The organism is Paraburkholderia sp. CNPSo 3281 (assembly GCF_024206515.1).
In the GTDB taxonomy this organism is placed as follows: Bacteria; Pseudomonadota; Gammaproteobacteria; order Burkholderiales; family Burkholderiaceae; genus Paraburkholderia; species Paraburkholderia nodosa.
The window spans coordinates 295,309-315,917 of the sequence record NZ_JAMBPS010000002.1; the positions used below are offsets into that span (position 1 = coordinate 295,309).

Consider the following 20,609-nt stretch of genomic DNA (forward strand, 5'->3'; position numbering starts at 1 on the left):
TATGGAACCGGTTGCGGGAAATAATGAATTCGCATACTGGTATGCCCGCGCCGCCCTGAAGCGCGCGGCGCGTGTTTGCCTCTCGAGGCGAACACGCGGGCTCTCCCTTAGTCGGGAGTCGAACCGAGGAGGATCTTTAGATCGTGCAGCCAGGGCGTGACGCCCTGCCCGTCGCGCGCGAAGAGGCGCAGTTTGCCGGTCGTGTCGAACACGTAACTCGCGGCGGTGTGGTCCATCGTGTAGCTATCCGGCGTGTTGCCGGGCACCTTCGCGTAGTACACGCGGAAATCCTTCGCCACCTGCTTGAGCTGGTCTTCGTTGGCCGGGCGCAGCCCAATGAAGGTCGGATTGAACGCGGCCGTGTACTGGCTCAGGATCTGCGACGTGTCGCGCTCGGGATCGACGGTGACGAACAGCACCTGCACGCGCTTCGCCGCATCGGGCCCCAGTTGCTGGAGCGCCTGCGAAAGCTCGGCCATGGTGGTGGGGCAAACGTCCGGACAGTGCGTATAGCCGAAGAACAGCACGACCACCTTGCCCTTGAAGTCGGCGAGCGTGCGCGTCTTGCCGCCGGTATCGGGGAGTGCGAAGTCCTTGCCGAACTGGGTATTGCCGGTGATGTCGAGGTTCGTGAACGCGGGCGGCTGCTGGCCGCAGCCCTCGAGAACCAGCGTGCCGCCGAGTGCGCCTGCAGCGGCAAGCGCGACGACCGTGGCGCGCAGCAAGCGCGCAAGCGTGCGGTGGACCATATCGTTACGCCGCGATGAGCGCATGCACGTAATGGTCGACGAGCAACGCCACGAACAGCAACGAGAGGTAGACGATCGAATAGCGGAAAGTCTTGCGAGCCAGTGCGTCGGAATACTCGACGTAGATCTTCCACGCGTAGGCGAGGAACACGGCGCCGAGCAGCACGGCCGAAGCCAGATACAGCACGCCGCTCATGCCCGAGATGTACGGCATCAGCGTGACCGCGAACAGGATGACGGTGTAGAGCAGGATATGCAGACGCGTGTACTTCTCGCCGTGCGTGTTGGGCAGCATCGGCAGGCCGGCGTTTTCGTAGTCCTTGCGGCGGTAGAGTGCGAGCGCCCAGAAGTGCGGTGGCGTCCACACGAAAATGATGAGCACGAGAATCCAGGCGTCGGCGGGCACGTGGCCCGTCACGGCGGCCCAGCCGAGCGCAGGCGGCATGGCGCCGGAGGCGCCGCCGATCACGATGTTCTGCGGCGTGGCCGGCTTGAGCAGCAGCGTGTAAATGATCGCGTAGCCGATGAAGGTCGCGACCGTGAGCCACATGGTGAGCGGATTGGCGAACGTGTACAGCACCCACATGCCGAGGCCGCCGATCACCGCCGAAAAGATCAGGATCTGCGTGCTCGTGATCTCGCCGCGCGCCGAAGGACGCCAGGCAGTGCGACGCATGCGCGCATCCACCTTTTGCTCGACGAGACAGTTGATCGCGAAGGCCGCGCCGGCCGTGAGCCAGATGCCGACGGTGCCGCCGATCAGCGGCTTCCAGGGCACCATGCCCGGCACGGCGAGGAACATGCCGATGACGGCGCAAAACACGGCCAGTTGCGTGACGCGCGGCTTGGTGAGCGCGAGATATTGGGAAATCCGGCTACCGGGCGTCTGGGATAGGGTTGTACTTTCCATAGGGCGGGATCACACCGCAGCGGTGTCGCGCGCAGGGAGAACGGCGCGGCCGGGGCGGCTACAAGCAATTCGAAAGTTTAGCACGACGACCAAAAGCAGCAGGATCGCCGCGCCACCGTTGTGCGCCACTGCCACAGGCAGCGGCCATTGCAGCACGATGTTGGAAAGCCCTGTCAGAAATTGGATAAAGACCACGATCATGATCCAGTTTGCCGGGCGTCGCAGCGAGGCATAGCGTCGCAACTTGAGGGCGAACCATACCAGATAAGCGATCACGACGAACGCGAACGTACGGTGTGTCCAGTGGATCGCGACGAGCGCGTCCTGCGTGATCACGTCGCCGTTGCCGTCCATGCCGAGCGCGCGCCAGAGGTGGAAGCCGTGATGAAAATCCATCGGCGGAATCCACGCGCCGTTGCAGGTCGGGAAGTCGGTGCAGGCCAGCACCGCGTAGTTCGTGCTCACCCAGCCGCCCAGCGCGATCTGCACCACGAGCAGCACGAGCGCCGCCAGTGCGGCCACGCGCCAGCGCGCGGCGTCGGGCTCGTATGCGGGCAGCGGCGTCATGCGTGCGGCGAGCCACGCGAGCGAACCGAGCAGCGTGAGGCCGAGCAGGAGGTGCGTCGTGACGATGATGGGCTGCAGCTTCATCGTCACCGTCCACGCGCCGAACACGCCCTGCACGAGGATCAGTCCAAGCAGCGCGGTGGGCCACCACGGCGACACATGCAACGGCAGGCGCTTGATGCGCGCGCGCCAGGCAATCGCCATCTGCGCAATGATCAGGACACCGATTGCCATGGCGAAATAGCGGTGGATCATCTCGATCCATGCCTTCGTCATGCTCACGGGGCCGCTCGGCATCGCGAGATGCGCCGCGGCAATCTGCGCATGCGCGATAAACGGCGACGAGGTGCCATAGCAGCCCGGCCAGTCAGGACAGCCGAGGCCCGAGTCGGTCAGGCGCGTAAAGCCGCCGAACATCACGAGGTCGAGCGTCATGAACGTCGTGAGCCACACGAGCTTGCGAAACTTGTTGTCGTCGGCCTTCACCCAGACCCACGAGAGCGGCAGCAACGCGACGCACAGGCCAATCAGGCCCAGCTCCAGGATAAACATCTCTCTTACTCTTCTCTGTCAGACTCGCGCTGCGCACCTTAACCGATGCGGGACCACTTGAGCAGTTTAGTGACGTCTTGTTTGATTTTCGACGGATCGGCATGCGCCGGGAATCGCATCATCAGGTTGCCGTTCGGATCGACCAGATAGATGTGGTCGGTGTCTGTCGTCGTCTGCGTTGCGGGCAGCCACGCGGCGAGGGCGACCGGATCGGCGCGCAACACGCGCGTGTCCGCGTAGGCGCCCTTCAATTTCGCGGGGACGCTCGCGTCGTCGGTGCGCAACCAGACTGTGACGATGCGCTCGCGCTCCGGGCCCTGCGTCGCGCGTACCTGGCGCATGAAATAGAGCTTCGTCGCGCAGGCTTCGTCGCAGTCGCCGCCATTCACCGAGATCATCAGCCAGCGGCCCTTGAGCGAGGCAAGCGGCACTTCATGACCGTCGTCACCCGTCACCACGAGCGCGCCGGGAATGGGCCGCTGCGGCTCGATGAGCGCGCCATAGCTCGTCGTGCCGCCCTTCGGCTTGATCACGTAGTACGTGAAGTACGAAATCGCGATCGGCGCGCCGCAGATGAGCGCGATGATGAGCAGCGTCCAGCGGCCACGCCGCTTCGCGTGCTGCTGTGCGGGCGTGGCGGCCGGCTGTGCGACCTGGGCGGAACGGGGGGATGGCGTCGACACTCTCGTGGAACCTCGCTTCTGTCGCTTTCAGTTGTCCATGTGCTGCACGCGCAGCGCCATTGTCCGGATCATGTCGGGGCCGAATTGATTCGTCCGACCGATCATCAGGCGTCCTTCGCGCTGCCTGCGTCTTGCCTTTCGGGCTCTTCGGCGTGCCGCCCAGCTTCACCTTCAGTGCGTGCTTTTGTCGCAGCGCTTTTCGCAGCTTTACGGGCCGCAAACAGACCGAAACCCAGGGCTGCGAGCGCCATGCCCCACCACTGGAGCATGTAGCCGTAGTTGCGCTCGACATCGGTGTCCGGCACCGGCCAGTCGCGCACGAGCCCGTCCTTGAAGGCCGGCACAAAGCCGGTCTGCTGGATCACGAACGGTTGCAGCGGCAACCCCGTTTCCGCTGCGTAGGAAGCGACGGCGAGATTCTGCCGTATCTTCAGATGCGCTGCAGAGCCGCCCGCACCGAGTTCGAACGCGCGCGAGGCGTCTGCGCGCGCGATGCCTTCGACGACGACCGGCCCAGGCGGGGTGACATAGGGCGCGATCGCGGCGCGATCCGCGATGTTGCGCGGCAGCCAGCCGCGATTGACCAGCACGTAGCCACCGCCTTCGAGTTTAAGCGGCATCACGACATAAAAACCCGGCTGATCGTTATACGGGCGATTGTCGAGATACACCACGCGCTCGGGCAGGAACGTGCCCGTCGCGCGTACGCGATGAAACTCGATGTCCTTCAGCGCGAGTGGCGTGACGCCCAGCGGTTGCGGCGCAGACGATTCGTACTGCGTGATTTGCGCCTGCAGCGCCTCCTTCTGATGCGCGCGGTCGCGCTGCCAGAAGCCGAGCCGGATCGTCACGGCCATCACGATCAGAATGAGCAACGTGGGGACGAGCCGGATTTTCATTGGGCACGTCCGATGCGAAAGATACAAGTGCTCGAACCCCGTGCCGTGTGGCACGGTGCGATAATGAGACAGACGTTTTCAGGCATGCCATATTCCGTGAACTTCATGCACATACTCGTCCCCGTTGCGTTCGCGCTGATCATCGCGAGCATGATCTCCGCGCTCTACTTCATGATGCACGACCGGGGCCGCACCAAGCGGATGGTCTGGTCGCTCGCCACGCGCGTGGGCCTTTCCATCTCGCTCTTTCTGTTCATCCTGTTCGCGCACTGGATGGGCTGGATCCAGTCCACCGGTATTCCTTACGGACGCTGAGCGCCGCAGACCGTCACTGCCCCCAGCGCAAACCCCATTCCGCAAAACACAAGGCGCCGCGCCGACGAGGTCGGGGGGCGCCTTGTTTCATTCCTGTCTCCCGCGCCGCGGCCCGCGCGGCGCACCACGCATCACAGCCAGTACACGACGACATAGAGGCCGAGCCACACCACGTCGACGAAGTGCCAGTACCAGGCCGCGCCTTCGAAGGCGAAGTGATGCTCCGCGGTGAAGTGGCCGCGAATGAGCCGGATCATCACGACGGTCAGCATCGTGCCGCCCAGGAACACGTGGAAGCCGTGGAAGCCCGTGAGCAGGAAGAACGTCGAACCGTAGATGCCCGAAGCGAGCGTGAGGTTCAGTTCGCCATACGCGTGGATGTACTCGAACGCCTGCAGGAAGAGGAAGCACACGCCCAGCACGATCGTCGCGGCGAGCCACGCGATCGCCTTCGAGCGATGATTGTCGCGCAGCGCGTGGTGCGAAACGGTGAGCGTCGCGCCCGAGGAAAGCAGCAGCGCCGTGTTGATGGTCGGCACGGGCCACGGCGTCATCGAGCGGAAGTGCGAGACCAGCGCCGCGGGACCGTTGTTCGGCCACACCGCCGAGAAGTCCGGCCAGATCAGCTTGTAGTCGAGGCTGCCGAGCTGATGCAGGGCGATCGCGCGCGCGTAGAAGAGCGCGCCGAAGAACGCGCCGAAGAACATCACTTCGGAGAAGATGAACCAGCTCATGCTCCACCGGTACGACACGTCCACACGCTTGCCATACATGCCGCCTTCGGATTCGGCGATGGCGTCGCCGAACCAGTGCCACAGCGTGAAGAGCAGCCACAGCAGGCCGACGAGCACGCCGATCGGTCCCCACGACTCGCCGTTGATCCACGAGGCGAGCGACCCGAGCATGACCACAAGCCCAATGGACGCGCTGATCGGATGCCGCGACGGGTGCGGTACGAAGTAGTACGGGCTATCGTTTTGGCCGCTCATGCCTGTTTCTCCAGTTTCCAGTTGCACCGGACATCGCCGGCTGCATTTGTCCGAGTGTGTCCTCGTTATTCACTGCTATGCGCGCGGCGTTGCGCGCACTCGCTCATCCCACCACCGCGTGCACGATCAACAGCAGCACGACGATGAACAGCACCGCGCCGATGATGCCCGCGATGATCAGCTGCACGGGGTGGAGGTTCGCGGCGTCGTCTTCGAGGTCGGCGCGTTTGCGCACGCCGAGAAAGGACCACGCCACCGCTTTCATCACCTGCAGGATGCCGCCCTTCTTCTTCGCCGGCCTTTCAACGCCGCTGCCGCCTTCGTCGCTCATGCGCCTCTCGCCTCCTGGCTTCGTTGACCTCGGCACCGCAGACTCATGCGCCCGCCGACTGTTTCGGCGGCGGCGGCACGGCCGGCTTGTTCAGCTCGAAGAACGTGTACGACAGCGTGATCGTCTTCACGTCTTTCGGCAGATTCGGGTCGATCACGAACACCACCGGCATGCGCTTCGTCTCGTTCGCCTTCAAGACCTGCTGCGTGAAGCAGAAGCACTCGATCTTGCGGAAGTACTCCGTCGCCTGCTTCGGCGCGTAGCTCGGTATGGCCTGCGCGTCGATCGTGCGTCCTTCGTTGTTCGAGATGTCGTACATCACCGTCATGACTTCGCCCGGATGCACGTCGAGGCTCGTCTGCTCCGGCCTGAAGCCGAGCAGCCCGCGCGCGTTCGCGTCGAACTCCACCGAGATCGTGCGCGTCATGTCCACCTGTGTGTTGCGCGCCTCGCGCTCGGTGGCGTCGCGCTGCACCAGGTTGTTGATGCCGGTGACCTGGCAGATCGCGCGATACATCGGCACCAGCGCAAAACCGAAACCGAACATCAGCAGCGCCACCACGACGAGCTTGATGAGCATCGACCGGTTGAACGCGCGATCATTTCCAGCTTGCGTGGACATCGAACTCCTCGAACGAACTTCCTGCAAACGCTCTGCGCGTCAGTGGCCGGGGAAATACACCTGCTTGACGACGGCAGCCACAAAGAAACCGACTACGACGGCCAGCAAGATGAGGCCGAGCCGCAGATTGCCCGCGCGGATCTGCTCGGGCGTGCGTCTTTTTTGTGGATCCCGGGTCATGCGTTCAGCGCGGCTGGCCGCGGCTTCTCCTTGCATCGTTGAATCGCCTCTCGTACGTGCTCCGATGAAGACTGCATGAAGACCGCGGACTTCGTTCGCGTCCGGCTGCGCACAGCCGGACGCCACAAACTCAACGGCTTACTCGACCGTCGGCGGATTCTCGAACGTGTGGAACGGCGCCGGGCTCGGCACGGTCCACTCAAGGCCCGTTGCACCGTCCCACGGCTTGTCGCCGGCCTTTTCCAGCTCGCCGCCGCCGCGATACGCGGGCAACGCGACAAAGAACAGGAAGTACACCTGAGAAAGCCCGAAGCCGAAGGCGCCGATCGTGATCACCTGGTTCCAGTCGGTGAACTGGGCCGGATAGTCGGCATAGCGTCGCGGCATGCCGGCCAGGCCGACGAAGTGCATCGGCAGGAACGCGAGGTTGAAGAAGATGAGCGAGCACCAGAAGTGGATCTTGCCGCGCGTCTCGTTGTACATCCAGCCGGTCCATTTTGGCGCCCAGTAGTACCACCCGGAGAACAACGCGAATAATGACCCCGCCACCAGCACGTAGTGGAAGTGCGCCACCACGAAGTAAGTGCCGTGATACTGGATGTCGAGCGGCGCCATGGCGAGCATCAGGCCCGAGAGACCGCCGAACGTGAACACGATCAGGAAGCCCACGGCCCACAGCATTGGCGTTTCGAACGAGAGCGAGCCGCGCCACATCGTGGCGACCCAGTTGAACACCTTCACGCCCGTCGGCACGGCGATCAGCATCGTCGCGTACATGAAGAAGAGCTGGCCCGTGACCGGCATGCCGGTGGCGAACATGTGGTGCGCCCAGACCATGAACGAGAGAATCGCGATCGACGCCGTGGCGTACACCATCGAGCTATAGCCGAACAGCGGCTTGCGCGAGAACGCCGGAATCACCTGCGAAACGATCCCGAACGCCGGCAAGATCATGATGTAGACCTCGGGGTGCCCGAAGAACCAGAAGATGTGCTGGTACATCACCGGGTCGCCGCCGCCGGCCGCGTTGAAGAAGCTCGTGCCGAAGTGGCGGTCGAACAGCAGCATCGTGATCGCGCCCGCGAGCACCGGCATCACGGCGATCAGCAGGTAGGCGGTGATGAGCCACGTCCACACGAACATCGGCATCTTCATGAGCGTCATGCCGGGCGCGCGCAGGTTCAGAATCGTCACGACGATGTTGATACCGCCCATGATCGACGAGGCGCCCATCATGTGCAGCGCGAAGATCGCGAAGTCCATGCCCGGGCCCATCTGCGTGGAAAGCGGCGCGTAGAGCGTCCAGCCCGCGGCGGTCGCGCCGCCCGGCGAGAAGAACGAGCCGACCAGCAAGCACCCGGCGGCGGGCAGCAGCCAGAAGCTGAAGTTGTTCATGCGCGCGAACGCCATGTCCGAGGCGCCGATCTGCAGCGGAATCATCCAGTTCGCGAAGCCCACGAAGGCCGGCATGATCGCGCCGAACACCATGATGAGACCGTGCATCGTGGTGAGCTGGTTGAAGAACTCGGGGCGCATGATCTGCATGCCCGGCTCGAACAGTTCCGCACGAATGGCGAGCGCCATGACGCCGCCCGAGAGGAACATCACGAACGAGAACAGCAGATACAGCGTTCCGATGTCCTTGTGGTTCGTCGCTAGCAGCCAGCGGCGCCAGCCGTGGGGCGTGGCGTGCGCGTGGTCGCCGTGCACGTGGCCGTGCCCTCCAGCTACATCGTGTCCGATGCTAGACATGACTTATCTCCTGTCGGCCCGGAGCTGGCACCTTAGCGCCTGACTCCAGCCCCATGCAATTTAACTGCGGAAGCGAATTGCTTTGTCTCTTGCTGCAGCGTTTGCCTGCTTGTTTTGCTCGCGCAGCGCTTGTCCTGCGTCTGTTGCTGCCTGTCCTTCTCGCGCAGGGCCGCTCAGACCGCTGCGCTGATCTCCACCCGGCGCGCTTCTTTCGCGTTCGCGCCGCCCGTGATCGTTTCCGGCTTCTTCAGAATGATGTGGTCTTCGGCAATGCCTGCCGCCTTCATCGCGTCGCGCACCGCTTGCGCGCGGCGCTTGGCGAGGTCGGCGTTCGTGCTGGCGTTGCCGCTCGAATCGGTGTAGCCCGAGAGCGTGAACTTCGCGTCCGGATGCGCCTTCGCGTAGTCGGCTGCGGCCTGGATGGCGTCCTTCGCGTCGGCGGGCAGCGTGCTCTTGCCCACTTCGAAGTAGACGCTCGCCGGCAACGCGGCCGCGCTCGGCGCCGCTGCGCCCGACGCCTGATCCGCGCCGCTTGCGGGCGCCGCACCACTTGCCGCGCTCGCTTCGGCTGCGCCGCTGGCTGCTTCCGCGCCGCTTGCCGCGGCTGCGCCGCTCGCGCCGCCCTCGCCCGCTGCCGCCGTCGTGCCGCCGCCCTCGGGCATCTTGCCGTTACGCGCGTCGGCCACCTGACGCGGCTGCAGAATGTCGCCGGTGTGGTTGCCCCACGAGTTGCGCTCGAACGTGATGACCGATGCGATCTCGACGTCGTTGAGCGTCGGCGCCCACGAAGGCATGGCGTTCTTGCCGTGCAGGACGATGCTCACGTGCCCGGCGAGCGGACCCTGAACAACCTTGCTGCCGTCGAGCGCCGGGAACGCGCCCGCGCCCTTGCCGGTGGGCTGGTGGCACACCGCGCAGTTCGAGTTGTAGACCTTCTCGCCGCGCTCCTTGAGCTCGGCCAGCGTGTAGGTCTTGTTCGGGTCGTCGTTGGCGGCCGCCATCTTCGCCTTTTGCGTATCGACCCACTTCGCGTAGTCCTCGTCCGAGAGCACCTCGACGACGACCGGCATGAACGCGTGCTCCTTGCCGCACAACTCGGTACAGAAGCCGCGATAGGTGCCGACCTTGTCGGCCCTGAACCACGTGTCGCGCACGAAGCCCGGAATCGCGTCCTGCTTCACGCCGAACGCGGGCACGTACCACGAGTGCACGACGTCGTTGGCCGTGGTGATGATGCGGATCTTCTTGTTGACCGGCACGACGAGCGGATTGTCGACTTCCTGCAGGTACGTATCGGTGATCGGCACGCGGTTATTCACTTCGGAGCGCGGCGTGCTGAGCGTGGAGAGGAAGTTGATGCCCTCGCCCGGCCCCTTCACGTAGTCGTAGCCCCATTTCCACTGGTAGCCCGTGACCTTCACGGTGAGGTCGGCGTTGGAGGTGTCCTTCATCGCCACGACGGCCTTGGTGGCGGGCAGCGCCATCAGCACGACGATGATGAACGGCACCACCGTCCAGATGATTTCGACCGTGGTGCTCTCATGAAAATGAGCGGCCTTGTGGCCCTTCGATTTACGGTGCGCGTAGATCGAATAGAACATGACGCCGAACACGCCGATGAAAATCACGACGCACAAGAGCAGCATCATCATATGGAGGCTGTAGAGCTCTTCGGCGATGCGCGTGACGGGCGGCTGGAAATTGATCTCGTTCACCGCAGGGCCGCCTGGGCTGTCTCCGACTGCGAGTGCCGCGCCGGCGACGAGGAATCCGCTGCACGCCAGCACGCCCTGGAGGGCTCGCTTGATTGTTTTCATAGCTTCCTTACCCATAATTTCCATTCAAACCCTCGACCCCGCAGGAAGGTTTTGCAACCAGGGCGCCCCCTGGGACGCTCGTACCGCAAACCGGCAAACTCACGCGCTGCGCATCAACCCGCGCGCGCAAGCCAGGCACGCAGTTCCCGCGCGAACTGCGCACGCCGATATTGCGGCAGATGCAACCCGACAGCGACCGCCTGACCGCGGGACACGAGACGCACCGGGTCGCGTGGGGTCGCGCCCGGCTCGACCCGGACCCAGCGGGGATTGAATTCGAACTGCGTGAGCGCGTCGGCGCTCATCTGTTCGATCACCAGCCGGTTCGGATAAAGCCTGATACGTTCGTAATCGACAGCATGGCGCGCATAAATGACAAAAGCGCCGCCTACTACCAACAGATCGATACCGGTAAACGGCAAAACCAGCCAGGCGCCGTGGATCAACAACAGAACGGCGATCGCGATGGAAACCAGCGCCAGCGAAACATAGAAGAACACGAATTGCCTGGGCGAAACCGAACAGTTGCGCTTCATGGTCCAGTCTTTCAGGACCGGTTCCGGACTCGCCAGCAGATCAGACGCCTGCATCGCTCGCTTCCCCCACTTGCAACCTCGCCAGACTATCGCCGCGTCGCGCCTCGCACAACTACGGGGAGATCTGGACTTGCCACAATGGATTTTGGGGACCCTTCCGTGCAGCAAACTGACGCATTATAGGCGCGATCCCCAGCCCTCACAAGCAAGACCCAATCGCCCGCAAACCCATACCAGACGGGCCTTGCAGCGATTTTTCAGGCATTTTCCCGGGGCTTTTCAGGCGCTAATTTCAGGCATAACGAAAGCCCCCTTACCACGTTACCGATTCCTTGCCGGACCTCGGCCGATGTCCTCGAGGCGTACGATGCCATGGCCCTCGGCGGTCGTGCGCGGCACGGCTTTCCACGCGTGGCCGTAGATGATCTCGAAGCTCAGCGGGATCGTGCCCGCGTGCGGTCCGTCCGTGCAGCGGCGCGCCTCGAGCGCGGCCACGAGCGCACGGTGCAAGCGCCGCGCGGCGCCGCCGTTCTCCCCCTCGCCATCGCCGTTGCGCTCGAACGGATACGCGCCCCAGCGGCGCACGTCGGCGAGCAGCTTCTCCGGCGTCTTGTAGGTGATGGTGAGCGTTTCCTGGTCCATTACCGGAATCTCGAAACCGTTCTCGACGAGCATGTCGCCCAGATCGTGCATGTCGACGAAATCGATGACGTGCGCGCGCGTCGGCACGCCGTGCGCGGCCTCGACTTCGGCGAACGCGCCGCGCAGCTCCTTGAGCGTGTCGGGACCGAGCGTGCTGAACATGAGCAGGCCGTTGACTTTAAGCACGCGCTGCCACTCGCCGAACACGAGGTCGGGGCGCGGATGCCAATGCAGTGCGAGATTCGACCACAGCAGTTCGAACGCGCCATGCGCGAACGGCAGTTCGGCAAAGTCGGCCTGCGCAACCCGCGGACCGCGCGAACCGAGCGCGCGGCCAACCGATGCCGGCAGAAATCGCCGCCAGCTCGTGTCGGGGGCGTCGTGCTCGCGGGCGCGGCGCAGCATGGCGAGGGAGAGATCGGTGCCGAACACGGGCGCTTCGGGAAAGCGTTCGCGCAAGCTGGGCAGGTCGTCGCCCTGGCCGCACGCGATGTCGAGCACGGCCGCGGGATTCACCTTGATGTACTCGAGGCGCTCGCGCATGCGTTGCGCGATTTCACGCGGCAGGAAGGCAACGTCGTCGAAAGTCGCCGCACGGCGATCGAAGATGCGCCGAAGGTGCCGGGTGTCATAGTCCGGACGGCCAGTTCTTGCGGTAGACGGGGACATGTCGGTCGTATTGGCGAAGTCTGCGAAGTATACTCGCTCACTCCTTTCCTTTCAGTCACGCGAGCCCGCTGCCCGGGCCGTCCTTCGATGCCACCGCGCCCTTCTTCATGTAAGACACGCAATGCAGCGCGTATCACACTGTCCGCTTCGCACCGCACTCGTCTTGCGGGCGTTGCGCGCGTCTGTCGAAAAGCGCGGGCGCTGCCGTCACAGGTTGCCCACTTCGTGCTGCCCAATCTGTGCCCATTATGCGGCAATTTGTCGCGAACCACGCTCTGTGTGTGCTGCGACGCCGCGTACTGGAATGAGCCGCGCCAGCGCTGCACGGTCTGCGCTGTGCCGCTCGCGCACAGGCCCGGGACGGCGGGACGCGCGCGCTATCGCTGCGAGGCCTGCGCCGACGCACCGCCCGCATTCGACGCCACACTCGCGCTCGCCGATTATCGCGCGCCGCTCGACCTGCTCGCGCGGGGCCTGAAGTTTCGCGCGCGCCTCGCGCTCGGCGAGGAATTTGCGCGACGCCTCACGCTGGCTGCACAAGATATGTGCGATGAGCACGGCATGCCGGAGATCGTCGTGCCGGTGCCGCTCTCGCGCGAACGCCTCATCGAGCGCGGCTACAACCAGGCCTGGGAGATCGCGCGGCCGCTTGCACGCCGGTTGGGCACGCACGCGGACGCCACGCTCGTACGACGCATCCTGCATACGGCACCGCAATCGAAGCTCGATCGCGAGGCGCGCCGCCGCAACGTCGGCCGGGCGTTCGCGCTCACGCGGCCGCTCAGCGGCCAGCACGTGGGCGTGGTCGACGACGTGATGACCTCGGGCGCCACACTCGACGCGCTCGCGCATGCGCTGAAGGCCGCGGGCGCACGGCGCGTGACGAATTTCGTCGCGCTGCGCACGCCGAAGGACTGATCGGCCTCACCCTGTTCAAGACATCGAGAGAGTTTCATCGTCATGTTCAACGTCGTTCTCGTCGAACCCGAAATCCCGCCGAACACCGGCAACGTGATCCGCCTGTGCGCGAACACGGGTGCGCGGCTTCATCTGATCGAACCGCTCGGCTTTCCCCTCGATGACGCGAAAATGCGCCGCGCGGGCCTCGATTACCACGAGTACGCGCAAATGCACGTGCACGCCGACTGGGACGCGTTCATCGCCAGGGAAGCACCGGACCCGTCGCGGATGTTCGCGTTCACGACGCGCGGATCGGGCCGCTTTCATGCGCACGCGTTCCAGCCGGGCGACTGGTTCGTGTTCGGTGCGGAAACGCGCGGTCTGCCCGCCGCGGTGCTCGAGCGCTTCGAGACGCCACAGCGCGTGCGCCTGCCGATGCGGCCCGGCAATCGCAGCCTGAATCTCTCGAACACGGTCGCGGTCGTGGTGTTCGAAGCGTGGCGACAGGCGGGGTTCGAAGGCGGCGAATGAGGCGAGCGCGTTGTGACGCGTCGCCCTACGCCTTGCCGCGCGCCGCGAGCTCACGCTCATAGCGCGTGCGCATCGCATTGTCGAAGCACGCGAAGATCACGTGCTCGAGCGTCGGGTATTTCGATAGCTCGTCGATCACGGTCGCGACGGCAATCATCACCGCCTCGTCGGCAGGAAAACGGTAGACGCCGCAACTGATTGCCGGAAACGCGATGCTCGTCACGCCCGCCGCGCGCGCGCACTCGAGTGAGCGCCGGTAGCAGGAAGCGAGCAGATGCGCTTCGTCACGGCCGCCGCCGTACCAGACGGGGCCCACAGTGTGGATGACGTGTTTTGCGGGAAGGCGATAGCCGCCGGTGATTTTGGCGTCGCCGGTCGGGCAGCCGTTCAGCGTCTCGCATTCGCGCAGCAGGTCCGGTCCGGCGGCGCGATGAATCGCACCGTCCACGCCGCCGCCGCCGAGCAGCGATTCGTTCGCGGCGTTGACGATCGCATCGACCTTCAACGTGGTGATGTCGACGGCCTGCGCTTCGATGCGGCAGTTTCCGATGGTCAGCATACGGTCCTCCTTTGCGATCCGGAGTTGGCGCTTTAGCGCTCTGCGCTCCGGTCCCACGCAGAGCGTGCTTGAAGCCCGGCGCAGCAGGACCGCAGCATCCTACTCCGCCTTCGCGTCGCGCCGGAGCAGCGCGCTCACGGCGTCGCGCGGCGTGACACCGTCGAACAGCACGGCGCATACCGCCTGGGTGATCGGCATGTCGATGCCATGTGCGCGTGCGAGCGCCAGCACGGCCTGTGCGCAGCGCACGCCTTCGGCCACGTGGCCGAGCGCGCCGAGGATGTCGTCGAGCGTGCGGCCGCTCGCGAGTTGCTTGCCCACGGTGCGGTTGCGCGAGAGGTCGCCCGTGGCGGTGAGGATGAGGTCGCCGAGGCCCGTCAGTCCCGTGAAAGTCTCGGCGCGCCCGCCGAGCGTGACGCCAAGCCGCGTCATCTCGGCGAGGCCGCGCGTGATGAGCGCCGCGCGTGCGTTCAGGCCGAGGCCCAGGCCATCCGCGATGCCGGTCGCGATCGCGAGCACGTTCTTGACCGCGCCGCCGACCTCCACGCCGACCACGTCGTCGCCTGTATAGATGCGCATCGCGCGGTGATGGAACGCAGCGAGCGTGCGCTCGCGGCAAGCGGCGGAGGCGCTCGCCACCGTCAATGCGACGGGCAGGCCCTCGCTTACTTCGCGCGCGAAGCTCGGCCCCGAAAGCACGCCGTTGCTCGCGTGGCCCGGCAGCTCGGCCGCCACGACCTGATGCGGCATCAACTGCGTTTGCGCTTCAAAGCCCTTGCAGAGCCAGACGAAGTGCGCGGGCACGCGACCCATGTCGCGCAGCGTGCAGAGCATGCCGCGCAGGCCCACAACGGGCGTGGCGAGCACGACGAGATCCGCCTCGCCCGAAGCATGGTCGAGCGCGGCGGCGAGATCCGTTTCGTATTGGAGAGTCTTGGGCAGCGCGACGCCCGCGAGGTAGCGGGCGTTTTCGTGCGTCTTGCGCAAGGTGTCGACGAGCGCGCCATCGCGCGCCCACAACAGCGTGTGATGCGCCTGGGCGAGATGCCCCGCCAGCGCGGTGCCCCACGCTCCGGCGCCGAGAACGGCGATGTTCATTCCGATACTCCGCACCGGTAGTTCGTGGAAACGATCAACGTACGCTTTTTTAGTGCGTTACGTTGCTTGCGCCGTCTTGCTGGGCGAGTTGCTGCAGGCGTTGCTCGTAGAGCGCCTGGAAGTTGATCTCGGCCAGGTGGATCGGCGGGAAGCCTGCGCGCGTGATCGCGTCGGCGATGTTCGAGCGCAGGTACGGGAACAGGATGGTCGGGCATGCGATGCCGACGAGCGGATCCACCTGTTCAGCCGGGATGTTGCGGATGTCGAAAATGCCGGCTTGCTTGGCTTCGATCAGGAACGCAACCTTGTCCTTGACCTTGGCCGTGACGGTGCCGGTGACGATGATCTCGAACACCGATTCGGCGAGGCGCTCGGCCTTGACGTCGACTTCCACTTCGACCGAAGGCATGTCCTGCTCAAGGAAGATGGACGGCGAATTCGGCTGCTCGAGCGACATGTCCTTGAGGTAAATGCGCTGGATATTGAAGAACGGCTGGTTGTTCTCGTCAGACATGGTGTATGGCTTCCCTGATTGAATGGATCGCGGCGGCATCATCGTGACCTCTCGAAGTCGCGAAAATGCGCCGCGCTACGGCAATGGACGGCAACAGGCCCGCGCGAGCCTCACCGGCTCGCGCGGGCCGAAACCCTGCGTCGCTACGTCACGCTGCGCAGCCCGCCTGCGGACCGAGGCCGCACGGCTATCGGGCTGCGAATCAGGCCTTGAATCCGCCTGTAACCTCAGGCGGCTTCGAGCAGCGGCATCAAGCCGCCCGCACGGTCGAGCGCGGAGAGGTCATCGTAACCGCCCACGTGCGTCTCGCCGATGAAAACCTGCGGCACGGTACGCCGGCCGGTGCGCGTCATCATCTCTTCGCGCCGCGCCGGGTCCCGGTCGATCAGCACTTTCTCGATCTGCTCGACGCCGCGCGACTTTAAAAGACGCTCGGCCATCTGGCAATACGGGCACACCTGGGTGCTGTACATGACCACTTTGCTCACTTCGAACCTCCTTGTTTCACGACCGGCATTCCGGCCTGCTGCCAGGCGTTCACGCCGCCGTCCAGCACGTGGACTTCGGCAAAACCGGCGTCCTTCACGAGGCGCAGCGCCTTGTGCGACTGCTGGCCCGTCTGGCAGACCAGCAACACCGGGTTGCTCTTGTTCTTCACGAGCTGGCCGATCTTCGCCTCGAGTTCGCCAAATTCGACCTGGCGCGCCGAGGGCAGATGACCCTTCGCGAATTCACCCGCGGGACGCAGGTCGACCACCACCGCGTTGCGGCGGTTGATGAGCTGCGTCGCCTCGGCGGTGGAAACCCCGCCGCGGCCGCCGCGCTTGAGCGTCGGCCACAGGAGCAACCCTCCTGAGATGAGGACGATCGCGATGAGTACAAGGTTGATGTAATTGGTGAAGAACGTCACGGAGGGTCCGCCGGAAAAAGGGAAAGTCGGAGAAATCGTGCGAAATCGGATTCGGACAATCCGGTCATTATAAAATAACCGTTTGTCGCAGGGTTACCGCCCCCCAGCCCGGGCGTGCAGCCCGCCGGACTGGACCGTCGCCATGGCGCTCCCGTCCCCGATTACCGCTTCCTTCACTACCGACCGGCATCCTCATGTACAAACTCGTACTCATCCGTCACGGCGAATCGACGTGGAACAAGGAAAACCGCTTCACCGGCTGGGTGGACGTCGACCTTACCGAGCAGGGCAACCGCGAAGCGCAGCAGGCCGGGCAGCTGCTCAAGGAGTCCGGCTACACGTTCGACATCGCCTACACCTCGGTGCTCAAGCGCGCGATCCGCACGCTCTGGCACGTGCAGGACCAGATGGACCAGATGTACCTGCCCGTCGTCCACTCGTGGCGCCTGAACGAGCGTCACTACGGTGCGCTTTCGGGCCTGAACAAGGCCGAAACGGCGGCCAAATTCGGCGACGAGCAGGTGCTGGTCTGGCGCCGCAGCTACGACACGCCGCCCCCGGCGCTCGAGCCGACCGACTCGCGCACGGCGTACAACGACCCGCGTTACGCCAGGGTGCCGCGCGAGGAACTGCCGCTCACCGAGTGCCTGAAGGACACGGTCGCGCGCGTGCTGCCGATCTGGAACGAGTCGATCGCACCGGCCATCAAGGCGGGCAAGAAGGTGGTGATCGCCGCGCACGGCAATTCGATCCGCGCGCTCGTGAAGTACCTCGACAACATTTCGGATGACGACATCGTCGGCCTGAACATCCCGAACGGCGTGCCGCTCGTCTATGAGCTGGACGAGAACCTCAAGCCCATCAAGCACTACTATCTGGGCGACGCAGAAGCCATCGCGAAGGCGCAGGCCGCCGTTGCGAACCAGGGCAAGAAGGCGGGCTGACGCTTAGCGCCGCGCGGCATCGGCCGCCCCTGGCGGTGCCTTGTCGATTCAGGCAGCCGCCGGTCCGTCGGGCCGGCGGCTGTGCTTCGGGCCATGCCCTCCCGCCACGCGGGCGCCCTGCGGCTTCGCCCCGACCGCTCTGGCCGCCTGCCAATTGGTTGCACATTCCCCTTTTCTGCTTTTTTTAGGCCTGGCTGGCAGGTTTGCCAGCGCCCCGCCAGCATCGCGCCAGAAGCGAAATTACGGCACACGGTTTGCGAACCTGGCGGCTGCAGCACTGTCTTAGTCCCATCGTACGCGCCATATACACAGCCACGGCGGGTGTGCAGTTATACTTGTCCGTCGCTTTTCCAATAGACGCTGCCACGAGCCTTTCCGACCGCACGCAACATACTCTATGCGAAAGAACCTGAAAAACATCGGCCTGATCGCCGCTGGCCTCGCGACCGGCGTATTTGCCACCCTGCAGATTTCCGCCGAGGCGCAGCAAACCCAGCAGACGGTCGTAGAACCGCTGCCGCTCGACCAGCTGAGGCTCTTCGCCGAAGTGTTCGGTCAAATCAAGCATGAGTATGTCGTGCCGGTGGATGACAAGAAGCTCCTCACCGCCGCCATCAAGGGCATGGTGTCGAGCCTCGACCCGCACTCGTCGTATCTCGACAAGACCGATTACCAGGAACTCCAGGAGCAGACCAAGGGTCGCTTCGCGGGCCTCGGCATCGAAATCTCGTCGGAAGACGGCCTGATCAAGGTCATCTCGCCGATCGAAGACACGCCCGCGTACCGCGCCGGCATCCGTCCGGGCGACCTCATCACGCGTATCAACGACAAGCCGGTGCGCGGCATGACGCTCGACCAGGCGGTCAAGCAGATGCGCGGCGACCCGGGCACCAAGGTCACGCTCACGATCTTCCGCAAGACCGACGACCGCACCTTCCCGCTCACCATCACGCGCGCCATCATCAAGGTGCAGAGCGTGAAGTCGAAGATCCTGCAGCCGGGTTACGCGTATATCCGCGTCACGAGCTTCCAGGAGCGCACGGTCCCCGACCTCGCCCAGAAGCTGCAAGACATCGCGCGCCAGGAGCCGAACCTCAAGGGCATCATCCTCGACCTGCGCAACAACGGCGGCGGCCTGCTGCAAAGCGCCGTGGGCGTGGCGGGCGCGTTCCTGCCGCCGGATTCGGTCGTCGTCTCGACGAACGGCCAGATCCCGGACTCGAAGCAGGTCTACCGCGACACCTACGAGAACTACCGCCTGCCGTCGTTCGACGGCGACCCGCTCAAGGGCGAGGCGGCCGAGTTCAAGACCGTGCCGATGGTCGTGCTGACCAACGCCTATTCGGCGTCGGCCTCGGAAATCGTGGCGGGCGCGCTGCAGGACTCGAAGCGTGCGCTCATCGTCGGCAAGACGACGTTCGGCAAGGGCTCGGTGCAGACCGTGCGCCCGATGACGGCCGACACGGCGCTGCGCCTGACCACGGCGTACTACTACACGCCGAGCGGCCGCTCGATCCAGAACAAGGGCATCCGTCCTGATATCGCGGTCGACCAGTACGCCGACGGCGATCCGGACGACGCACTCGTCACGCGCGAAGTGGACTACCAGAACCACCTCGCCAACACGCAGGATCCGGACGAGAAGAAGGAGCAGGAAGTGCGCGAGCAGGAGCGCATGGACATGCTGCGTCAGCTCGAAGAGCAGAACGACAAGAAGACGCCGGAGCAGCGCCAGAAGGATCGCGAGCGCAAGCCGGTCGAGTTCGGTTCCACCGACGACTACATGCTTCAGCAGGCGCTGAACAAGCTCCAGGGCAAGCCGGTGGCCGAATCGAAGTCGCCGATGGAGCGCCGCCTCGCGCAGCAGAAGCCGCCTACCTCGGCTTCCGCGCCGATCGCCGTGAAGCCGGGCGCCCTCATCATGGCGCCGGCTCCGGGCTCCGCTGCCGCGCCGGCCTCCGCTCCGGCACCGGCGAAGTAACACGCCGTACCGCCTCGCGACTCGCGACTCGCGCCTCGTGCGCCGGTCGCGAGGCCGCCCCTCCTCCAGCCGCTGGCGTCGTTACAATAACGGCACGGTATTTCCCCGGCGCGCGCTCCCCCATTCAGGGCCACCCAGGCTCTCGAGGTCCATCGCAGCGCCATCGAACCAGCGCATCGCGATGAACGACGACCAACTCCTTCGCTATTCCCGCCATATCCTCGTCGACGAGATCGGCATCGAGGCGCAGCAGCGCTTTCTCGACGCGCATGCGATCGTCGTGGGCGCGGGCGGCCTGGGATCGCCGGCGGCAATGTATCTCGCGGCCTCGGGCGTGGGCACGCTCACGCTCGTCGACAACGACACCGTCGACCTCACCAACCTGCAGCGGCAGATCATGCACGAGACGGCGTCGGTCGGCCGCGCGAAGGTCGAGTCGGGCCGCGACGCCATCGCGCGCCTGAATCCCGAGGTGAAGGTGAACGCGCTGCAAACACGCATCGACGATGCGTGGCTCGACGCCCAGGTGCCGGGCGCGACGGTCGTGCTCGACTGCACCGACAACTTCGCCACGCGCCACGCCATCAACCGCGCGTGCGCGAAGCACGGCGTGCCGCTCGTTTCGGGCGCGGCGTTGCGCTTCGACGGCCAGATCAGCACGTTCGACTTCCGCGACGACGCGTCGCCCTGCTACGCCTGCGTGTTTCCCGAAGATCAGCCATTCGAGGAAGTCGCGTGCTCGACGATGGGCGTGTTCGCGCCCACGGTGGGCATCATCGGCGCGATGCAGGCTGCCGAAGCGCTGCGCGTGATCGGCGGCATCGGTGCGACACTCGTCGGGCGGCTCATGATGCTCGACTCGCTTCGCATGGAGTGGAACACGATGCGCGTGGCGCGCCAGCCGGACTGCCCGGTGTGCGGCGAGCGTCACCGGCACGCCTGAAGCCCGCGCGAGCCAA

The 20,609-nt window shown here is 65.0% G+C and carries 24 protein-coding genes; 6 read left to right on the forward strand and 18 right to left on the reverse strand.

The annotated features are described in order from the left end of the window. Nucleotides 1-107: 107 nt before the first annotated feature. The 5 genes from M3I56_RS03350 to M3I56_RS03370 all read right to left on the reverse strand — a co-directional run bounded on the left by M3I56_RS03350 (nucleotide 108) and on the right by M3I56_RS03370 (nucleotide 4,360). The gene (locus tag M3I56_RS03350; protein ID WP_254352545.1) at nucleotides 108-749 is read right to left on the reverse strand and encodes an SCO family protein; all 642 of its coding nucleotides are present in this window, start codon (nucleotides 747-749) and stop codon (nucleotides 108-110) included. A 4-nt stretch (nucleotides 750-753) separates the two neighbouring features. Further along, nucleotides 754-1,659 (reverse strand): heme o synthase, encoded by a 906-nt coding sequence (gene cyoE, locus M3I56_RS03355; RefSeq protein WP_254352546.1) that lies wholly within the window; start codon nucleotides 1,657-1,659, stop codon nucleotides 754-756. Nucleotides 1,660-1,668: 9 nt separating this feature from the next. After that, on the reverse strand, nucleotides 1,669-2,778 hold the full coding sequence (locus tag M3I56_RS03360) for a heme A synthase (protein ID WP_254352547.1): 1,110 nt from the start codon (nucleotides 2,776-2,778) through the stop codon (nucleotides 1,669-1,671). Nucleotides 2,779-2,816: 38 nt separating this feature from the next. After that, nucleotides 2,817-3,461 (reverse strand): cytochrome C oxidase subunit I, encoded by a 645-nt coding sequence (locus M3I56_RS03365; RefSeq protein WP_254352548.1) that lies wholly within the window; start codon nucleotides 3,459-3,461, stop codon nucleotides 2,817-2,819. Nucleotides 3,462-3,565: 104 nt separating this feature from the next. Further along, nucleotides 3,566-4,360 (reverse strand): SURF1 family protein, encoded by a 795-nt coding sequence (locus M3I56_RS03370; RefSeq protein ID WP_254352549.1) that lies wholly within the window; start codon nucleotides 4,358-4,360, stop codon nucleotides 3,566-3,568. A 105-nt stretch (nucleotides 4,361-4,465) separates the two neighbouring features. Here M3I56_RS03370 and M3I56_RS03375 point away from each other — a divergent pair, with 105 nt between their 5' ends. Next, complete coding sequence (locus tag M3I56_RS03375) at nucleotides 4,466-4,675, forward strand: twin transmembrane helix small protein (RefSeq protein ID WP_028201826.1); 210 nt, start codon at nucleotides 4,466-4,468, stop codon at nucleotides 4,673-4,675. Nucleotides 4,676-4,806: 131 nt separating this feature from the next. On the opposite strand, the gene M3I56_RS03380 is transcribed toward M3I56_RS03375, so the two are convergent. From M3I56_RS03380 to M3I56_RS03415, 8 genes are all read right to left on the reverse strand, one after another. Continuing rightward, nucleotides 4,807-5,664, reverse strand: coding sequence for a cytochrome c oxidase subunit 3 (locus M3I56_RS03380; protein ID WP_254352550.1), 858 nt, complete (start codon nucleotides 5,662-5,664; stop codon nucleotides 4,807-4,809). 103 nt (nucleotides 5,665-5,767) lie between these two features. Continuing rightward, nucleotides 5,768-5,929 (reverse strand): DUF2970 domain-containing protein, encoded by a 162-nt coding sequence (locus tag M3I56_RS03385; protein ID WP_373682561.1) that lies wholly within the window; start codon nucleotides 5,927-5,929, stop codon nucleotides 5,768-5,770. A 109-nt stretch (nucleotides 5,930-6,038) separates the two neighbouring features. Then, nucleotides 6,039-6,617: a cytochrome c oxidase assembly protein gene (locus tag M3I56_RS03390; RefSeq protein WP_254352552.1), complete on the reverse strand. Its 579-nt coding sequence runs from the start codon at nucleotides 6,615-6,617 to the stop codon at nucleotides 6,039-6,041. Between the two features lie 39 nt (nucleotides 6,618-6,656). Further along, entirely contained in the window at nucleotides 6,657-6,797 is a 141-nt protein-coding gene (locus tag M3I56_RS03395; protein ID WP_208867222.1) for a cytochrome oxidase small assembly protein, read from the reverse strand. A gap of 138 nt (nucleotides 6,798-6,935) precedes the next feature. After that, nucleotides 6,936-8,549 carry a cytochrome c oxidase subunit I gene (gene ctaD, locus M3I56_RS03400; RefSeq protein WP_028201823.1) on the reverse strand — a complete coding sequence of 538 codons (1,614 nt, stop codon included), beginning with the start codon at nucleotides 8,547-8,549 and terminating at the stop codon, nucleotides 6,936-6,938. Nucleotides 8,550-8,722: 173 nt separating this feature from the next. Then, nucleotides 8,723-10,390, reverse strand: coding sequence for a cytochrome c oxidase subunit II (gene coxB, locus M3I56_RS03405; protein WP_254352553.1), 1,668 nt, complete (start codon nucleotides 10,388-10,390; stop codon nucleotides 8,723-8,725). Between the two features lie 89 nt (nucleotides 10,391-10,479). Beyond that, entirely contained in the window at nucleotides 10,480-10,956 is a 477-nt protein-coding gene (locus M3I56_RS03410; RefSeq protein WP_028201821.1) for a DUF2244 domain-containing protein, read from the reverse strand. Nucleotides 10,957-11,223: 267 nt separating this feature from the next. After that, entirely contained in the window at nucleotides 11,224-12,213 is a 990-nt protein-coding gene (locus M3I56_RS03415) for a methyltransferase domain-containing protein (RefSeq protein WP_254352554.1), read from the reverse strand. Nucleotides 12,214-12,300: 87 nt separating this feature from the next. Here M3I56_RS03415 and M3I56_RS03420 point away from each other — a divergent pair, with 87 nt between their 5' ends. Then, entirely contained in the window at nucleotides 12,301-13,131 is an 831-nt protein-coding gene (locus M3I56_RS03420) for a ComF family protein (RefSeq protein ID WP_254352555.1), read from the forward strand. 42 nt (nucleotides 13,132-13,173) lie between these two features. Continuing rightward, nucleotides 13,174-13,644, forward strand: a complete 471-nt coding sequence (gene trmL / locus M3I56_RS03425; RefSeq protein WP_254352556.1) for a tRNA (uridine(34)/cytosine(34)/5-carboxymethylaminomethyluridine(34)-2'-O)-methyltransferase TrmL — start codon at nucleotides 13,174-13,176, stop codon at nucleotides 13,642-13,644. A gap of 25 nt (nucleotides 13,645-13,669) precedes the next feature. Here trmL and M3I56_RS03430 read toward each other — a convergent pair whose 3' ends face one another. From M3I56_RS03430 to M3I56_RS03450, 5 genes are all read right to left on the reverse strand, one after another. After that, nucleotides 13,670-14,203, reverse strand: coding sequence for an O-acetyl-ADP-ribose deacetylase (locus M3I56_RS03430; RefSeq protein WP_254352557.1), 534 nt, complete (start codon nucleotides 14,201-14,203; stop codon nucleotides 13,670-13,672). Between the two features lie 99 nt (nucleotides 14,204-14,302). Beyond that, nucleotides 14,303-15,301 carry an NAD(P)H-dependent glycerol-3-phosphate dehydrogenase gene (locus M3I56_RS03435; RefSeq protein ID WP_254352558.1) on the reverse strand — a complete coding sequence of 333 codons (999 nt, stop codon included), beginning with the start codon at nucleotides 15,299-15,301 and terminating at the stop codon, nucleotides 14,303-14,305. Nucleotides 15,302-15,350: 49 nt separating this feature from the next. Beyond that, nucleotides 15,351-15,815 carry a protein-export chaperone SecB gene (gene secB / locus M3I56_RS03440; protein ID WP_254352559.1) on the reverse strand — a complete coding sequence of 155 codons (465 nt, stop codon included), beginning with the start codon at nucleotides 15,813-15,815 and terminating at the stop codon, nucleotides 15,351-15,353. Between the two features lie 227 nt (nucleotides 15,816-16,042). Further along, a complete protein-coding gene (gene grxC, locus M3I56_RS03445) occupies nucleotides 16,043-16,303 on the reverse strand; it encodes a glutaredoxin 3 (protein WP_028201815.1) in 261 nt (86 codons plus the stop codon). Next, the gene (locus tag M3I56_RS03450) at nucleotides 16,300-16,725 is read right to left on the reverse strand and encodes a rhodanese-like domain-containing protein (protein ID WP_028201814.1); all 426 of its coding nucleotides are present in this window, start codon (nucleotides 16,723-16,725) and stop codon (nucleotides 16,300-16,302) included. The genes grxC and M3I56_RS03450 overlap by 4 nt, the downstream gene beginning before the upstream one ends. A gap of 194 nt (nucleotides 16,726-16,919) precedes the next feature. On the opposite strand from M3I56_RS03450, the gene gpmA reads away from it, so the two are divergent. The 3 genes from gpmA (at nucleotide 16,920) to M3I56_RS03465 (ending at nucleotide 20,593) form a co-directional block, all read left to right on the forward strand. Then, nucleotides 16,920-17,669: a 2,3-diphosphoglycerate-dependent phosphoglycerate mutase gene (gene gpmA, locus M3I56_RS03455; protein WP_254352560.1), complete on the forward strand. Its 750-nt coding sequence runs from the start codon at nucleotides 16,920-16,922 to the stop codon at nucleotides 17,667-17,669. A 397-nt stretch (nucleotides 17,670-18,066) separates the two neighbouring features. Then, complete coding sequence (locus M3I56_RS03460) at nucleotides 18,067-19,650, forward strand: S41 family peptidase (RefSeq protein WP_028201812.1); 1,584 nt, start codon at nucleotides 18,067-18,069, stop codon at nucleotides 19,648-19,650. A 181-nt stretch (nucleotides 19,651-19,831) separates the two neighbouring features. After that, nucleotides 19,832-20,593: a molybdopterin-synthase adenylyltransferase MoeB gene (locus M3I56_RS03465; protein ID WP_254352561.1), complete on the forward strand. Its 762-nt coding sequence runs from the start codon at nucleotides 19,832-19,834 to the stop codon at nucleotides 20,591-20,593. The last annotated feature ends 16 nt before the right edge of the window (nucleotides 20,594-20,609 follow it).

Excerpts from the sequence above, each read along its gene's own strand:
- M3I56_RS03350 (WP_254352545.1), bottom strand. The coding sequence starts at position 749 with ATGGTCCACCGCACGCTTGCGCGCTTGCTGCGCGCCACGGTCGTCGCG.
- cyoE (WP_254352546.1), bottom strand. The coding sequence starts at position 1,659 with ATGGAAAGTACAACCCTATCCCAGACGCCCGGTAGCCGGATTTCCCAA.
- M3I56_RS03360 (WP_254352547.1), bottom strand. The coding sequence starts at position 2,778 with ATGTTTATCCTGGAGCTGGGCCTGATTGGCCTGTGCGTCGCGTTGCTG.
- M3I56_RS03370 (WP_254352549.1), bottom strand. The coding sequence starts at position 4,360 with ATGAAAATCCGGCTCGTCCCCACGTTGCTCATTCTGATCGTGATGGCC.
- M3I56_RS03375 (WP_028201826.1), top strand. The coding sequence starts at position 4,466 with ATGCACATACTCGTCCCCGTTGCGTTCGCGCTGATCATCGCGAGCATG.
- M3I56_RS03380 (WP_254352550.1), bottom strand. The coding sequence starts at position 5,664 with ATGAGCGGCCAAAACGATAGCCCGTACTACTTCGTACCGCACCCGTCG.
- M3I56_RS03385 (WP_373682561.1), bottom strand. The coding sequence starts at position 5,929 with ATGAAAGCGGTGGCGTGGTCCTTTCTCGGCGTGCGCAAACGCGCCGAC.
- M3I56_RS03390 (WP_254352552.1), bottom strand. The coding sequence starts at position 6,617 with ATGTCCACGCAAGCTGGAAATGATCGCGCGTTCAACCGGTCGATGCTC.
- M3I56_RS03395 (WP_208867222.1), bottom strand. The coding sequence starts at position 6,797 with ATGACCCGGGATCCACAAAAAAGACGCACGCCCGAGCAGATCCGCGCG.
- ctaD (WP_028201823.1), bottom strand. The coding sequence starts at position 8,549 with ATGTCTAGCATCGGACACGATGTAGCTGGAGGGCACGGCCACGTGCAC.
- coxB (WP_254352553.1), bottom strand. The coding sequence starts at position 10,390 with ATGGAAATTATGGGTAAGGAAGCTATGAAAACAATCAAGCGAGCCCTC.
- M3I56_RS03410 (WP_028201821.1), bottom strand. The coding sequence starts at position 10,956 with ATGCAGGCGTCTGATCTGCTGGCGAGTCCGGAACCGGTCCTGAAAGAC.
- M3I56_RS03415 (WP_254352554.1), bottom strand. The coding sequence starts at position 12,213 with ATGTCCCCGTCTACCGCAAGAACTGGCCGTCCGGACTATGACACCCGG.
- M3I56_RS03420 (WP_254352555.1), top strand. The coding sequence starts at position 12,301 with ATGCCACCGCGCCCTTCTTCATGTAAGACACGCAATGCAGCGCGTATC.
- trmL (WP_254352556.1), top strand. The coding sequence starts at position 13,174 with ATGTTCAACGTCGTTCTCGTCGAACCCGAAATCCCGCCGAACACCGGC.
- M3I56_RS03430 (WP_254352557.1), bottom strand. The coding sequence starts at position 14,203 with ATGCTGACCATCGGAAACTGCCGCATCGAAGCGCAGGCCGTCGACATC.
- M3I56_RS03435 (WP_254352558.1), bottom strand. The coding sequence starts at position 15,301 with ATGAACATCGCCGTTCTCGGCGCCGGAGCGTGGGGCACCGCGCTGGCG.
- secB (WP_254352559.1), bottom strand. The coding sequence starts at position 15,815 with ATGTCTGACGAGAACAACCAGCCGTTCTTCAATATCCAGCGCATTTAC.
- gpmA (WP_254352560.1), top strand. The coding sequence starts at position 16,920 with ATGTACAAACTCGTACTCATCCGTCACGGCGAATCGACGTGGAACAAG.
- M3I56_RS03460 (WP_028201812.1), top strand. The coding sequence starts at position 18,067 with ATGCGAAAGAACCTGAAAAACATCGGCCTGATCGCCGCTGGCCTCGCG.
- M3I56_RS03465 (WP_254352561.1), top strand. The coding sequence starts at position 19,832 with ATGAACGACGACCAACTCCTTCGCTATTCCCGCCATATCCTCGTCGAC.